Consider the following 14,411-nt stretch of genomic DNA (forward strand, 5'->3'; position numbering starts at 1 on the left):
CCAAGGCGGGGGAGGGGTGGCTCAGCCTTCGAGCAGCGCCTTGATCGCGGCGAAGCCGACGTCGGCGCGCTCCTTCTTCCTTGCCGCGTCGACCACCGGGTCGGCGCCGTCGCGCTGCAGCTCGGCGGCCGGCAGTTCGTCGAGGAAGCGGCTCGGCACCAGCCGCAGGCGTTCGCCCCATCGCTGCGCCTCGCGTGCGTACGACAGCCACAGCTGTTCCTTGGCACGCGTGATGCCGACGTACAGCAGCCGGCGCTCTTCGTCGATGCGGCCCTCGTCGACGCTGGCCTCGTGCGGCAGGGTGTCGTCGTCCACGCCGACGATGAACACGTAGCGGAACTCGAGGCCCTTGGCCGCGTGCAGGCTCATCAGCCGCACCTGGTTGCCGGCGTCGCCCTTGTCGGCGTGGCTGAGGAGGGCGAGCGATGCTGCCAGCTCGCCCGGCCCTGCCCCGCCGCGTGCGCCGTCGAACCAGTCGGCGAGCTCGTCGAGGTTGCCGCGGCGGATGCGGAACATCTCCTCGGTCTTGCACTGCGCGCGAAGTGCGGCCAGCAGGCCCGAGCGTTCGTTGAGCGCACGCACCAGCTCCGCGGGCGTCAGCCGCGCGGCGTCGGCGCGCAGGCCGCGGACCACGTCGGCGAAGCCGGAAAGCGCGCTCGCTGCGCGAGGGGCCAGCTGTTTGAGCAGGCCGACCGATTCGATCGCGCGCGACATCGGCATGCCGGCGTTGCGTGACAGCTCGGCGAGCTTCGCCAGCGTGGTCGCGCCGACGCCGCGCCCCGGCGACTGCACCGCGCGCAGGAAGGCCGAATCGTCGTCCGGGTTGGCCAGCATGCGCAGCCAGGCCAGCGCATCCTTGACCTCGCCCCGGTCCAGGAACGCCGTGCCGCCGGTCAGGTGATAGGGCACGCGCAGCATCTGCAGCGCCTTTTCCAGCGCGCGCGACTGGAACTTGCCGCGGAACAGGATGCAGAACTCGCTCCACTCGACCTGGCGCGCGGCCTGGATGAACTGGATTTCCGCGGCCACGCGCTCGGCCTCGTGCGCCGCGTCGCGGCACTCGAGGATCCGGATGCGTTCGCCGTCGGCCTGCGCGCTCCACAGCGTCTTCAGGTGTTCGTGCGGGTTGTTGGCGATCAGCGCGTTGGCTGCGCGCAGCACGCGGTTGGAGCAGCGGTAGTTCTGCTCCAGCTTGATGACCTTCAGCGCCGGGTAGTCGCGCGCCATCTGCGACAGGTTTTCCGGATTGGCGCCGCGCCAGGCGTAGATCGACTGGTCGTCGTCGCCCACGCAGGTGAAGTTGCCCGTGTCCCCGGCCAGCGCCTTGAGCAGCCGGTACTGGGCGTCGTTGGTGTCCTGGCATTCGTCCACCAGCAGGTAGCCGATGCGTTCGCGCCAGCCCAGCGCGCAATCGGCGTCGTTCTCGAGCAAATGCACCGGAAGCCGGATCAGGTCGTCGAAATCGACCGCGTTGAAGGCCGCCAGGCGCGCCTGGTAGAGCTCGTAGACCATCGCCGCGTCGTGCTCGGGCGTGGAACGCGCCAGCGCGCGCGCCTGTTCGGGCGAGAGCCCGCCGTTCTTGGCACGCGACACCAGGCCCTGCATCGCCTGGATGGCATCGGGCTTGGCGCCCGGCATCAGGTCCTTGAACTGGGCCAATGAGTCGTCGGAATCGAAGATCGAGAAGCCGCGGCGCAGGCCGGCGCGCTCGTGCTCGATCTGCAGCATGCGCAGCCCGAGCGCATGGAAGGTGCAGATGGTCAGCCCTTCGGTGGCGTCGCCGCGGATCCGCCGCGCCACGCGCTCGCGCATTTCCTTCGCCGACTTGTTGGTGAAGGTGATCGCGGCGATGCGTTTTGCGGGATAGCGCCCGGAATCGATCAGGTGCGCGATCTTTTCCACGATCACCCGGGTCTTGCCGCTGCCGGCGCCGGCAAGCACGAGCAGCGGGCCTTCGACGTGTGCGACGGCCGCGGATTGCTGGGGGTTGAGGCCGTGCATGGGGGCTCCTGGACGACCGTTGATTGTATCAACGGCGGCGGGACCGAACGCGTGGCGGGCCGCGCGCCGCCGTCGCGCGGGGCCTCGCGCTGCCGCTAGACTTCCACGATGGCCAAGCTCTACTTCTACTATTCGGCGATGAACGCCGGGAAGACCACCACCCTGCTGCAGTCCGCGCACAACTACCGCGAGCGCGGGATGCGTGTGCTGATCCTCGCGCCGGCGCTGGACCATCGCGCCGGCAGCGGCACCGTGGCCTCGCGGATAGGCCTGCAGGCCGAGGCCCTGGCATTCGCCCGCGGCGATGACCTGCAGGCCATCGTGCAGGCGGATATCACCGCACAGGGCCGGCTGCACTGCGTGCTGGTGGACGAGGCGCAGTTCCTGACCCGCCCGCAGGCCTGGCAGCTGTCGGAGGTGGTCGATGCGCTGGGCGTGCCGGTGCTCTGCTACGGCCTGCGCACGGACTTCCGTGGCGAGCTCTTCGAAGGCAGCCAGTACCTGCTGGCCTGGGCGGACGAGATCCAGGAGATCAAGACCATCTGCCACAGCGGCAGCAAGGCGACCATGACCGTGCGCGTCGACGACCAGGGGCGCGCCGTGCAGGACGGCCCCCAGGTCGAGATCGGCGGCAACGAGCGTTACGTCTCTGTCAGCCGCGCCGAATTCAAGCGCGTCGTGCGCGGCGAGGGGCGCATCGAACCCTCGCAGCCGTCGCTGCCATTGGCCTGACTCAGGCCGGCGGTGGAGGCGGTGGCGCGTCGCATCGCTGCCTCCAGCGCTGCAGATCGCGCGCCACCGCGCCGCCTTCGGGTCGCGCCATCGCCACCATCTGTTCGAGTGCGGTGAACACCGCCAGCGACTCCTCGCGACGCGGCCCGTGGCAGCGCAGCGCGGCGGCCGTGGCCCGCGCCCGCCAGGCGATCTTGCGCAGCTCGGTATCGCTCTCCGGCAGGGTGGCGAGATGGTCGAGCCGGGCCAGGGCGCCCTCGGTGCCGAGCTCGGCTTCCAGCTGCGCCAGGGCCAGCTCGGCATGCCGGACAACCGGGCGGGTGGCGCCGTAGGCCGCGCTGGTCAGTGCCACCGCGCGGCGGAGCGCCGCGAGACCATCCTGCGTCCGGCCGCGCGCGGCGTCGACCTCGCCGGCCAGGCGCAGGGTGATGCCCACCAGGCCGTGATCACTGCCGAAGCGTCCACGGCGCAGGCGCAGCGACTCCTCGAGCAGTTCCGCCGCGCGCGCCTGGTCGCCGGTTTCGTGGAGCACCAATGCCTGGTTGAACAGGCCGCTGGCCAGCATCGCGTCGTTGCCGAGCTGCCGCCAGGTCGCATTCGCCTGCTCCAGGCCGGCGAGTGCCTCTTCGAAATCGCCGCGCTCCCAGGCCACGATCGCCAGGCTGCTCTGGTTGCGGGCCACGTCGCCGTGGGCAGGGCCCAGTCGCGAGACCAGCCAGGCGTGCGCATCGAGGAAGATCGCCTCGGCCTCTCCAAGCCGGCCGTTGTCCACCAGCAGCGCGGCCAGCTGGCGGCGCGCATCGACGGTCTCGCGGTGCTGCGGCCCGCGGACATCCAGCGCAAGCCCCAGGGCCTCGCGGCAGTCGGCTTCGGCCGCATGCAGGTCGCCCAGCTCGCGCTGCAGGGAGCAGGTCGCACGCAGGATGCCGATCGCCAGGGGATGCTGGGTGCCGAGGCGGTCGTGCAGCAGGTCGAGCGCAGCGCGCTGTTCGCGCAGGGCCAACGCACTTTCGCCCGCGGCCGCGCGCAGGATCGCGAGCTCGTGGAGACTCTCGACCACGCCGGCATCCTGCAGCGGATCACCGCGGCGGATCGCGAGTGCGCGCTGGAAGCCGGCGCGCGCCACGTCCAGTTCGCCGCTGTCGCGTTGGCAGCGTGCCCGCTGGGTATGGAAGTCGGCAGCCAGCTGTGGCAGTCGTTCCTGTTCGCGCAGGGCCAGGGCCTGCAGCGGTTGCATCACCGCGCGGCAGGCCCCGGGATCCCCAAGCAGGCGGCGGATGCGGCCCATGTCGATAGCGGCCTGCAGGGTCAGGCCGGGCGGCGGGTGTTCGATGCCGGCGATGATCGCCGCCTGGCGCTGCTGGAGTTCGAGGGCCTGGGAGTAGTCGCCCAGGCCCGTGCGCAGGCGGGCGATCACGCCCAGCAGTTCGGCCAGGGCCAGCGGTTGCTGGGCGAGCTCGACTTCGCCGCGACGCACGCCGTCGTCGAGGAGCCGATTCACGTCGATATGCGCGCCGCCGCGGGCGCTGCCGGCATTCTCGAACAGCCCGACCATGAAGCTCTGCAGCGCGCGCGCACGGGTGGCCTGCTGCACCGCCTGCTGCGCCTGCCACGCCACCATCGCCAGCGCCGCAACCAGCACCGCCGCGGTCGCGGTCCCGATGACCAGGGCCCAGCGGTGGCGGCCGAGGTATTTGCGCGCCCGGTAGGCCACGCTCTGCGGGCGCGCGCGCACCGGCTTGCCGTCGAGGTGGCGGCGGATGTCCTGGGCCAGGGCCTCGACCGAGGGATAGCGGTGCTCGGGCTGCTTGGACAGCGCCTTGAGCACGATGTTGTCGAGGTCGCCGGCGATGCGGCGGGCGTCACGGCGCGCTAGCGCGCGGGACTGCGCGGTGGCGGAATCGCCGCCGGCACCCTGCTGCCGCGCGAGTGAAGGCCGCGATGGATCGGCGCTGAGGATCGCTTCTTCCCACTCCGCGTCACTCTTGCGCTTGAGCCGGTAGGGCTTGCAGCCCGACAGCATCTCGTACAGCACCACGCCCATCGAATAGACGTCGGTCATGGTGGTGACCGGCTCGCCGCGGATCTGCTCGGGCGCGGCGTAGTGCAGGGTGAAGGCGCGCACGCCGGTGCGCGTGCCCTCGGCGCCGACGTCGGGCGTGTCGAGCAGCTTGGCGATGCCGAAGTCGAGCAGGCGGACCTCGTCGAGCGGGGTCACGAGGATGTTGGAAGGCTTCAGGTCGCGGTGGACGATCAGATTGGCGTGGGCGTGGCTGACCGCCTCGCAGACCTGCAGGAACAGCCGAAGGCGCGCCTCCACGGTCGGCGCGCGCAGGCGACACCAGTCGGTGATGGGCTCGCCGTCGACGTATTCAAGCGCGAGATAGGGCTGCTGGTCGGCACTGATGCCGGCGTCGAGCAGGCGCGCGATGTGCGCGTGCCCCAGGCGGGCCAGGATCTGCCGCTCGCGGGTGAAGCGCAGCCGCAGGTTGGGGTCGGCCAGCCCCGGCCGCAGCAGCTTCAGCGCCACCCGGCGCTGGTAGAGGCCGTCGGCACGGCTGGCCAGCCACACCTGGCCCATGCCGCCTTCGCCGAGCATGCGCTCCAGCCGGTAGGGACCGATCACCGCACCGCTGCGCGCCAGCGGCAGCTGCGAGACCACGGGTTCGGACAGGAAATCGTCCTGGCCCTCCTCGAGATCCAGCAGGCCTTCCAGGTCGTCGGCCAGCGCCGGGTCGTCCTCGCGCAGCGAAGCCAGGCTCTGCGCGCGCGCGTCGGGCCCGAGCTCGAGCAGGGCGTCGAGCAGCGGGGACAGGCGTTGCCAGCGATCGGGATCCATCAGCCGCGCGCGTGCCCGCCGGGCGCCCCGTCAGTCGGCCTTCAGCGAAGCCAACAGATACAGCCTCGCCTTCTGCCAGTCGCGGCGGATGCTGCGCTCCGAGCGCTCCAGCAGCTCCGCGATCTCGACCTCGGACAGGCCGCCGAAGTAGCGCAGTTCGACCACGTGGGCGAGCCGCTGGTCGACCGCGGCCAGGCGGGTGAGGGCGGTATCGAGCGCGAGCATGTCCTCGTCCAGGCGCAGGCCGCCCTCGAGGTCCTCGGGCAGGTCGGTGACCCGGTGCAGGTCGCCGCCTCGCTTCTGCGCCATGCGCTGGCGGGCGTAGTCGACCACCACGCTGCGCATGGCGGACGCGGCATAGGCGAAGAAATGGGCGCGGTCGTCGAACTGGGCCTCGCGGCGCCCGATCAGCTTGAGGTAGGCCTCGTGCACCAGGGCGGTGGCGTCGAGCGTCTGCCCGTACTGCCCGGCCAGCTGGCGCCGCGCCATGCTGTGCAGCTCCTGGTAGAGGGTGGCCAGCACGTTGTCGAGCGCGGCGCGGTCGCCGCCGCGGGCGGCATCGAGCAACAGCGTGATGTCTGCAGAGTCGACCATGGCACTCCCCCGTGACACCCGATCATAGCGCCTGTGATCAGCGCTGGCAGTTTCCGCACCAGACCGTGGCCCGCTGCGCGACCAACGCCTGGTTCAGCGGGCGGCCGCAGCGTGGGCAGGGCGCGCCGCCGCGGCCATAGACCGACAGCTCCTGCTCGAAGTAGCCCGGAGTGCCGTCGGGCGAGATGAAGTCGCGCAGCGTGGTGCCGCCCCTGACGATGGCCCGCGACAGCACCGCGCGGATTTCGACGGCGATGGCGGCGTAGCGCTCCCGCGATATGCGGCCGGCCGCACGCAGCGGCGACACGCCTGCGGCGAACAGCGCCTCGGCGACGTAGATGTTGCCCACGCCCACCACCACCCGCTGGTCCATCAGGAAGGTCTTCACCGGCGCCCGGCGGCCGCGGCTGCGGGCGAACAGGTAGTCGCCATCGAAGGCGTCGCCCAGCGGCTCGGGGCCGAGGGCGGCAAGCAGCGGGTGCATGTCGCCGGGCGGCTGCCACAGCAGGCAGCCGAAGCGCCGGGGGTCGGTGAGGCGCAGCACGCGGGCGGCGCCCGTGGGGTCGGCGAGGGCGATGTCGACGTGGTCGTGCAGCCCGGCCGGCGTGTCCGCGGGCAGCACCCGCAGGCTGCCCGACATCCCGAGGTGAAGCAGGGCGCTGCCGGTGGCGGTGTCGAGCAGCAGGTACTTCGCGCGCCGGCGCACGGCGTCGATGCGCTGGCCCGGCAGCAGCTCGCCGACCTCGGGCGGGATCGGCCAGCGCAGGTCGGGCCGGCGCAGCAGCACGCCCTGCACGCGCGCGCCTTCCAGGTGCGGCGCCAGGCCGCGGCGGGTGGTCTCGACTTCGGGCAGTTCGGGCATGGAGGCAGCGTGGAGGCGCTCGTGCCCGCGCGCAAGCCGCGCGCGCGTGGCCGACGAACGTGAAGCGGAGCCCGGCCATACGCCTGCGCAGGGGTGGCAATCGCCCGGGGCACATCCCATGATTGGAAGCGAACCCCCCCACTATCCCCACGCCATGCCTGCTTCCCTGCTCGACTTCCTCGCCGGTGGCCTCGTCCAGTCCGGTTTCTGGGGTCTCTTCGCGTTCTTCCTGATCGTCACCCAGCTGACCATCTTCACGGTGACCCTGTACCTGCACCGCAGCCAGACCCACCGCGGCGTCGACTTCCACCCGGTGCTGGCGCACTTCTTCCGGTTCTGGGGCTGGCTGACCACCTCGATGATCACCAAGGAGTGGGTGGCCATCCATCGCAAGCACCACGCGCGCTGCGAAACCGAAGAAGACCCGCACAGCCCCATGCACAAGGGCATCAAGGAAGTCTTCTGGAAGGGTGCCGAGCTCTACCGGGAAGCGCGGACGCACCGCGCCGACATGGAACAGTACGGCCGCGGCACGCCCGACGACTGGATCGAGCGCAAGCTCTATACCCCGCACGCGACGATGGGCCCGGTGCTGATGCTGGCCATCAACGCCACCCTGTTCGGCGCCGCGGGCGTTGCGATCTGGGCGATCCAGATGCTGTGGATCCCGTTCTGGGCCGCCGGCGTGGTCAACGGCCTGGGCCACTGGTGGGGCTACCGCAACTTCGAGACCACCGACACCGCCACCAACCTCAGCCCGTGGGCGGTGTGGATCGGTGGCGAAGAGCTGCACAACAACCACCACGCCTTCCCCAGTTCGGCCAAGTTCGCGCTGCGCCGCTGGGAGTTCGACATCGGCTGGGCGGTGATCAAGGGCCTGCAGGCGGTGCGCCTGGCCAAGGTCCTGCGCGTGGCGCCCTCGCTGGACGTGCGCCCGAACATCAACGTGCCGGACTCCGACACCCTCAAGGCCCTGCTGGCGCTGCGCTTCCAGGCCATGACCGACTACCAGAAGCGCGTGCTCAAGCCCGCCCTGCGCGAAGAGGCCGCCGCGGCCGGGGCGAAGCTTCGCGCGCTGCTGCCGCGCAAGCTGCGCCGGGGCCTGGTGGACGACGGCCGCTGGCTGAAGCCCGAGGCCCGCGCGGAGCTTCATGACTGGGTCGAGCAGCGCCCGCGCATCCGCACCCTGGTCGAGTATCGCGCCCGCCTGGCGGCCGTGCTTGAAGCGCGCAGCCAGAATGCCGCCGACTCGCTGGCCCACCTGCAAGCCTGGTGCCACGAGGCCGAGGCCAGCGGCATCCGCGTGCTGCAGGACTATGCCGCGCGGCTGAAGGGGTATTCGCTGCAGCCGGCGCGCGGCTGAGGCAGAGGGCGCCTCCGTGCCCGCAGTGACCGACATGGATACGCGGCGGCCCGGCTGGAAACAGCCGGGCCGCCGTGCGTTCGGCCCGGCGTTGCTGGGTGGCGCACTGGTTGCCGTGATCTCCATGGTCGCCGCGGCGCAGGTCACCGCCACCGGTGACTACCTCGAACGCATGGACTCCGATGGCGATGGCCGGGTGTCGCTGGCCGAGTACCTCGACTGGATGGGCTACGCGTTCCGGGAGATGGACCGCGACGGCGACGGCGTGCTGGCGTCGGCCGAGCTGCCCGGCGGAAAGGGCGGGCCGCTCACTCTCGAACAGCACCGCACGCGGCTGGCGGCGCGCTTCGCCAAGCAGGACGCGGACGGCGACGGGTTCCTTGATGCACGGGAGCTGGTCGCGCCCCCGCAAGCCTGAGCCGACGCGTCGGCGCGCGTGCCGCGCTGCCCGGCCGGCGACGAACTGCTAGCATCCTGCCAATGCCGGGACACGCCGCACAGCGCCGATGAATCCTGCGACGATCGAAGTCGTCGCCAGCGTGCTGTTCGCGCTGGCGATCGTGCATACCTTCAGCACCACCCTGTTCCTGCGCCTGGCGCAACGGCAGCCGGCGCACGCCGGCAGCTGGCACCTGCTGGGCGAAGTGGAAGTGGTCTTCGGCTTCTGGGCGATGCTGCTGGTGGTGGCCTTCGCCTTGCTCGAGGGCGTGCCCGAGGCCACCGCCTACGTCGATTCGCGCAACTACACCGAGCCCATGTTCGTGTTCGCGATCATGGTGATCGCGGGCACGCGGCCGATCCTGTGGGCGGCCACGCACCTGGTGGACGGCCTGGCGCGGCTGCTGCCCTGGCGCAACGGCCTGGAGTTCTGCTTCAGCGTGCTGGCCCTGGTGCCACTGCTGGGCTCGTTCATCACCGAGCCGGCGGCAATGACGCTGGCGGCGATGATGCTGGCGCGGCGCGTCTACGCGGTGAAGGTGTCCAACAAGGTCAAGTACGCGTTGCTCGGCACGCTGTTTGTCAACGTCTCGATCGGCGGCGTGCTGACGCCGTTCGCCGCGCCACCGGTGCTGATGGTCGCCGGCAAGTGGAACTGGGACATCGCCTTCATGATGGCGAACTTCGGCTGGAAGGCGGCGCTCGCGGTCGCGTTCAACGCCGCGGCCGTGGTGTTCGTGTTCCGCAAGGAGCTGGGCAGGCTGCCTTCGGCGAAGGAAGACACGAAGGTGCCGATGTCGATCCCGCTGGTCATCGTGCACCTGCTGTTCCTGGTCGGCCTGGTGGTGTTCGCGCACCATCCCGCGATGTTCATGGCGATCTTCCTGGTGTTCCTCGGCGTCGCCACCGCCTATCGCCAGTACCAGGATCGCCTGATCCTGCGCGAGGGCCTGCTGGTCGCCTTCTTCCTGGCCGGCCTGGTGGTGCTGGGCGGCATGCAGCGGTGGTGGCTGGAGCCGCTGCTGATGAACATGAGCAGCGACGCGGTGTTCTTCGGCGCGGCCGGCCTGACCGCGATCACCGACAACGCCGCGCTGACCTACCTCGGCTCCCTGGTCGAGGGCCTGAGCGACGAGTTCAAGTACATGCTGGTGGCCGGCGCGGTGGCTGGCGGCGGCCTGACGGTGATCGCGAACGCGCCCAACCCGGCCGGCATGTCCATCGTGCGGCGGCACTTCAACAACGAGTCGGTGCATCCGCTGGGCCTGTTGATCGCGGCCCTGCCACCGACCCTGGTGGCGATCGTGGCGCTGCGCTGGCTCTGAGCCCGCGTCCCGCGCCGGGGATCAGCTGCCGCAGGCGTTGCGCAGCACCGGATCATCCGCGGACAGCTGCACCCAGTTCGCATTCTTCAAGTGTCCGCCGTCCTCCAGTTCGACCTGATCGAGCAGGTCGGCCCGGCGGTGCGCGTCGCAATCGAACACCGCGCCGTACTGCCGCGTCGGCTCCCAGCGGCCGGCGAGGATGACCCGGGTCAGCACCTGGCCGGGCACGTCCGCGTGGCGGCGGTCGAAGCGGTGGTCGACGGCGATCAGCCGGTTGGTCAACGGCACCACGTAGGTCCAGGGGCGGTACCAGGAGCGCACGTGGTTGGTGGACGCGATCTCCACGCCGTCGGGGAAGGTGCCGGTGGTGCGGTCGAGCCAGGAATACTCGAACCAGATCGCCATCAGCAGCATCCCGGCGCCCGCGGCGGCGGGAACGATCCACTGCGGCAGGCGTTTGCGCAGGGCGATGTTGATCGAGAGCGCGATGCCGGCCAGGCCGAAGCCGGCGGCGATGATGGCGATGAACTCCAGCAGCATGGAAGCTCCCGATGCGGTGGCTGACAGGTGGACGGGAATTGTAGTCGTGACCCGGTGCGCCGGACCGCACGCGCCGGAAGCAGAGCGGCCCGCCCCCGTCGCCGGGAGCGGGCCGCCGTTTCAGTACCGCAGGCGGATCAGTGGCCGGTGGCCGCGCCCGCACCGCGCGGGACGCGGATGTCCTCGACCAGGTGCTGGATGTGTTCCGGCACCGGTGCAGTCACCTTCATCGTGATGTAGGCGGCGATGAAGTTCAGGAGCGCGCCGATCGCGCCGAAGGCCAGCGGCGAGATGCCGAACAGCCAGTTCTCGGGGGTGTCGGCCAGCATGTTGGTCCCCGGGATGAAGAACCAGCCCTTGTAGGTGAACAGGTACACGCTGGTGGCGACCAGGCCGGTCAGCATGCCGACGATCGCACCGGTGGAGTTCATCTTCGTGGAGAAGATGCCCATCATGATCGCCGGGAACAGGGAGCTTGCCGCCAGTCCGAACGCGAACGCCACGGTTTGCGCCGCGAATCCGGGTGGATTCATGCCCAGCCAAGTGGCGAGCACGATCGCCGCCGCCATCGACACCCGTGCTGCCAGCAGTTCCCCCTTTTCGGTGATGTCGGGTTTGAACGTGCGCTTGATCAGGTCATGGCTCACCGCCGACGAGATCGCCAGCAGCAGGCCTGCCGCCGTCGACAGCGCCGCCGCCAGGCCACCGGCCGCGATCAGGGCGATCACCCAGCCGGGCAGGCCGGCGATTTCCGGATTCGCCAGCACCAGGATGTCCTGGTTGAAGGTAACCATCTCGTTGCCCTGCCAGCCGCGCTCGGCCGCGATCGCCGCGAACTCGGTGCTCGCCTCGTTGTACGACTGGATCATGCCGTCGCCGTTCTTGTCCTCGAACGCCAGCAGGCCGGTCTGCTCCCAGTTGTGCATCCAGTCCGGGCGCGCTTCATAGGTGAGCGATTCGGCGGCACGGGTGCCTTCGGGGTAGATCGTGGTCAGGATGTTCAGGCGTGCCATCGCGCCCACTGCCGGGGCGACGGTGTAGAGCAGGGCGATGAACACCAGCGCCCAGCCCGCCGACTTGCGGGCGTCGGACACCTTGGGCACGGTGAAGAAGCGGACGATCACGTGCGGCAGGCCGGCGGTGCCGACCATCAGCGACAGCGTGAACAGCGTCATGTTGAGGGTGGAATCATGCAGCCCGGTGTAGTCGTTGAAGCCCAGGTCCACCAGGATCTGGTCGAGCCTGGCCAGCAGCGGCATGCCGCTGTCGACATGGGTGGAGAACAGGCCCAGCTGCGGGATCGGATTGCCGGTCAGCTGCAGCGAGATGAACACCGCCGGGATGGTGTAGGCGATGATCAGCACGATGTACTGCGCCACCTGGGTGTAGGTGATGCCCTTCATGCCGCCCAGCACCGCATACACGAACACCACCGCCGAAGCGATCAGCAGGCCGGTGTTGGTGTCGACCTCCAGGAAGCGCGAGAACGCCACGCCGGCGCCGGTCATCTGCCCGATCACGTAGGTGATCGAGATCATCAAGAGCGCCGCCACCGCCACCAGGCGCGCGGTCCGACTGTAGTACCGGTCGCCGATGAATTCGGGCACGGTGAAGCGGCCGAACTTGCGCAGGTAGGGCGCCAGCAGCATCGCCAGCAGCACGTAGCCGCCGGTCCAGCCCATCAAGTACGCCGAATTGCCGTAGCCGATGAAGGCGATCAGGCCCGCCATCGAGATGAACGAGGCCGCCGACATCCAGTCCGCGGCGATCGCCATGCCGTTCATCACCGGATGGACGCTGCGGCCCGCGGCGTAGAACTCGGAGGTGGAAGCGGCCCGCGCCCAGATCGCGATCGCGATGTAGACCAGGAACGAGCCGCCGACGAAGATGAGGTTGAGAGTGAATTGATCCATGGTCGGCCCCTTATTGCTCGTCCACGTCGTACTCGCGATCGAGCCGGTTCATGTACCAGGTGTAGAAAACGATGAGCGCGATGAAGGTCAGGATCGAACCCTGCTGCGCGAACCAGAAGCCGAGGTCGGTGCCGCCGATGCGGATGCCCGCGAGCAGCGGACGCAGGATGATGCCGAACCCGTACGACACCAGGGCCCAGATGCCCATGCAGATGAAGATGATCCGGAGATTGGCCTTCCAGTAGTTTTGTGGTGATTTCTCGGACATGGCTGTCTTTGCCCCTCAGGCAGGTGGATCAGAAGGTGTACTTGACGGTCGTCTGGATGCGCTTGAGGTCGCCCTTGCGGCTGTCCTCGAGCTCACGCTGGCCCCAGCCGATCTCCGCGCCGATGTCGAGCTTGGGGAACGGCGAATAGATCAGGTTGGCGTGGAACGACTGCGAGCGCTCGGTCGCGCCGAAGCTCTGCACGATTCCATTGGCATCGATGACGCTTCCCCAGCCGGCAAGCCCGCGGTCGTTGTCGAACTCCGCCACCGAATACATCAGGTTGCTGCGCAGCTTGCCGTTGAAGGCGTGCCGCCAGGCGACGAAGCCGCCGGCGCCGTCCTGCGCATGCAGGTTGCCGTTGGCGTCGAGCACCGAATCCGCGCCCAGGCCGAAGCCCAGGTAGCGGCCGATGCCGCTGCCGTAGTTGGCCATCCAGCGGATGTCGTCGTTGGCGCCGATGTTGAACCGGCCCGAGAGGCTGACCGCGGCCCCGGTCTCGCTTTCGTCGCCGGATTTGAGCTGGCGCAGCAGGCCGGCGGCGCTGAAGTGGCCCCAGTCGCCCTTCATGACGTAGCGCGCGGTCACGTCGGGCATCGAATCGCTGCCGCCGCCGTTGTTGCGCGCGGCGGTGGCGATGGTGCCGACCGTGGTGTGCGGGTTCTCCAGGGCCACCGAGAACGGGCCGCTGGTATAGCGGATCTGCGCCTGGCGGACGAAGGTGGTGCCTTCGGTGACGCCGACGAAGTCCACGGCCTCCGGCAGCGCCGCCACGTCCTGGAAGTTCGACCAGGTCTGGCCGGCCAGCCAGCTGTTCCAGCTGACGAAGGCCTGGCGCACGGTGATGCCGTGGGTGTTGGTGTTGACCTCGTTGCCGAGGTTGGCGCTGCCGCCGCCGTACATGTCGGCCTCGATGTAGGCGCGGAACTTGTCGCCGTCCTCGGTGGTGTGGTCGGCGGCGAACCAGAACCGCGAGAACGCGGCGTGGAAGTCGGTATAGGGATCGCTGTCGGGCTCGGCGCCGTTGGCGGTGACCGGGATCGTGCCCGGCACGTAGAACATGCGGCCGGCGGAACCTTCGGCGATCGCGCCGTCGCTGGTATCGGTGACCATGGCGTCGAACTTGATGAAGCCGCCGTAGGTGAACACCGCGTCCGGGTTGGCGAGGATCGGCTTGGACTGCAGCGGCGTCGCCGCCGGCTGCGCGACCTGGACCTGGTCGAGCCGGGTCTGCGCCCGGGTGATGCTTTCCTGCTGCTGTTGCTGCCCCTGCAGCAGGGTCTGGATCTGCGCTTCGAGCTGGGCCACGCGTGCCTCGAGCTCCTGTTCCTTCGCGCTCTGCGCGAAGGCCATGCCGGGTGCCGCCAGTGCGACCAGCACCGCGGTCGCCAGCAATCGCCGCGAGTTGCGTCGTTTCGTCATCATCGCTCCCTCCCACAGGATGCCCGCGCAGTGCGCGGTGTCCCGAGCCTGACCGCGTGGCGGGTGCCCGCCTATTCGCCATTGGTCGAATACGGCGGGCCGGACGCGCCTGCGGT

General features: G+C 69.7%; 12 protein-coding genes. 4 read left to right on the top strand and 8 right to left on the bottom strand.

Annotation, left to right across the window (positions count from 1 at the left end):
* Nucleotides 1–21: 21 nt before the first annotated feature.
* Nucleotides 22–2,001: a UvrD-helicase domain-containing protein gene (locus ACW7GZ_RS08425; protein WP_457008765.1), complete on the bottom strand. Its 1,980-nt coding sequence runs from the start codon at nucleotides 1,999–2,001 to the stop codon at nucleotides 22–24.
* Between the two features lie 108 nt (nucleotides 2,002–2,109).
* Here ACW7GZ_RS08425 and ACW7GZ_RS08430 point away from each other — a divergent pair, with 108 nt between their 5' ends.
* Nucleotides 2,110–2,733, top strand: a complete 624-nt coding sequence (locus ACW7GZ_RS08430) for a thymidine kinase (protein WP_457004266.1) — start codon at nucleotides 2,110–2,112, stop codon at nucleotides 2,731–2,733.
* 1 nt (nucleotide 2,734) lies between these two features.
* Here the strand turns inward: ACW7GZ_RS08430 and ACW7GZ_RS08435 are convergent, their stop codons facing one another.
* From ACW7GZ_RS08435 to mutM, 3 genes are read right to left on the bottom strand one after another with little or no spacing between them, the layout of a single operon-like run.
* Complete coding sequence (locus ACW7GZ_RS08435) at nucleotides 2,735–5,572, bottom strand: protein kinase domain-containing protein (RefSeq protein WP_457008767.1); 2,838 nt, start codon at nucleotides 5,570–5,572, stop codon at nucleotides 2,735–2,737.
* A gap of 30 nt (nucleotides 5,573–5,602) precedes the next feature.
* Nucleotides 5,603–6,166, bottom strand: a complete 564-nt coding sequence (locus tag ACW7GZ_RS08440) for an ECF-type sigma factor (protein WP_457004270.1) — start codon at nucleotides 6,164–6,166, stop codon at nucleotides 5,603–5,605.
* Between the two features lie 37 nt (nucleotides 6,167–6,203).
* Nucleotides 6,204–7,028 carry a bifunctional DNA-formamidopyrimidine glycosylase/DNA-(apurinic or apyrimidinic site) lyase gene (gene mutM, locus ACW7GZ_RS08445; RefSeq protein WP_457008769.1) on the bottom strand — a complete coding sequence of 275 codons (825 nt, stop codon included), beginning with the start codon at nucleotides 7,026–7,028 and terminating at the stop codon, nucleotides 6,204–6,206.
* A 154-nt stretch (nucleotides 7,029–7,182) separates the two neighbouring features.
* Here mutM and ACW7GZ_RS08450 point away from each other — a divergent pair, with 154 nt between their 5' ends.
* The 3 genes from ACW7GZ_RS08450 to ACW7GZ_RS08460 all read left to right on the top strand — a co-directional run bounded on the left by ACW7GZ_RS08450 (nucleotide 7,183) and on the right by ACW7GZ_RS08460 (nucleotide 10,154).
* A complete protein-coding gene (locus ACW7GZ_RS08450; RefSeq protein ID WP_457004274.1) occupies nucleotides 7,183–8,391 on the top strand; it encodes a DesA family fatty acid desaturase in 1,209 nt (402 codons plus the stop codon).
* A 124-nt stretch (nucleotides 8,392–8,515) separates the two neighbouring features.
* Entirely contained in the window at nucleotides 8,516–8,809 is a 294-nt protein-coding gene (locus ACW7GZ_RS08455; protein ID WP_457004740.1) for a hypothetical protein, read from the top strand.
* Between the two features lie 88 nt (nucleotides 8,810–8,897).
* Nucleotides 8,898–10,154 (top strand): putative Na+/H+ antiporter, encoded by a 1,257-nt coding sequence (locus ACW7GZ_RS08460; RefSeq protein ID WP_457004276.1) that lies wholly within the window; start codon nucleotides 8,898–8,900, stop codon nucleotides 10,152–10,154.
* A 21-nt stretch (nucleotides 10,155–10,175) separates the two neighbouring features.
* On the opposite strand, the gene ACW7GZ_RS08465 is transcribed toward ACW7GZ_RS08460, so the two are convergent.
* The 4 genes from ACW7GZ_RS08465 to ACW7GZ_RS08480 form a co-directional block, all read right to left on the bottom strand.
* Nucleotides 10,176–10,694, bottom strand: coding sequence for a hypothetical protein (locus ACW7GZ_RS08465; protein ID WP_457004278.1), 519 nt, complete (start codon nucleotides 10,692–10,694; stop codon nucleotides 10,176–10,178).
* Nucleotides 10,695–10,831: 137 nt separating this feature from the next.
* Nucleotides 10,832–12,607 (bottom strand): sodium:solute symporter family protein, encoded by a 1,776-nt coding sequence (locus tag ACW7GZ_RS08470; RefSeq protein WP_457004280.1) that lies wholly within the window; start codon nucleotides 12,605–12,607, stop codon nucleotides 10,832–10,834.
* 10 nt (nucleotides 12,608–12,617) lie between these two features.
* Nucleotides 12,618–12,875, bottom strand: coding sequence for a DUF4212 domain-containing protein (locus ACW7GZ_RS08475; protein WP_132985879.1), 258 nt, complete (start codon nucleotides 12,873–12,875; stop codon nucleotides 12,618–12,620).
* Nucleotides 12,876–12,903: 28 nt separating this feature from the next.
* Nucleotides 12,904–14,298: a DcaP family trimeric outer membrane transporter gene (locus ACW7GZ_RS08480; RefSeq protein WP_457008771.1), complete on the bottom strand. Its 1,395-nt coding sequence runs from the start codon at nucleotides 14,296–14,298 to the stop codon at nucleotides 12,904–12,906.
* Between the last annotated feature and the right edge of the window lie 113 nt (nucleotides 14,299–14,411).

The sequence above is a fragment of the Luteimonas sp. A537 genome, from assembly GCF_054052065.1.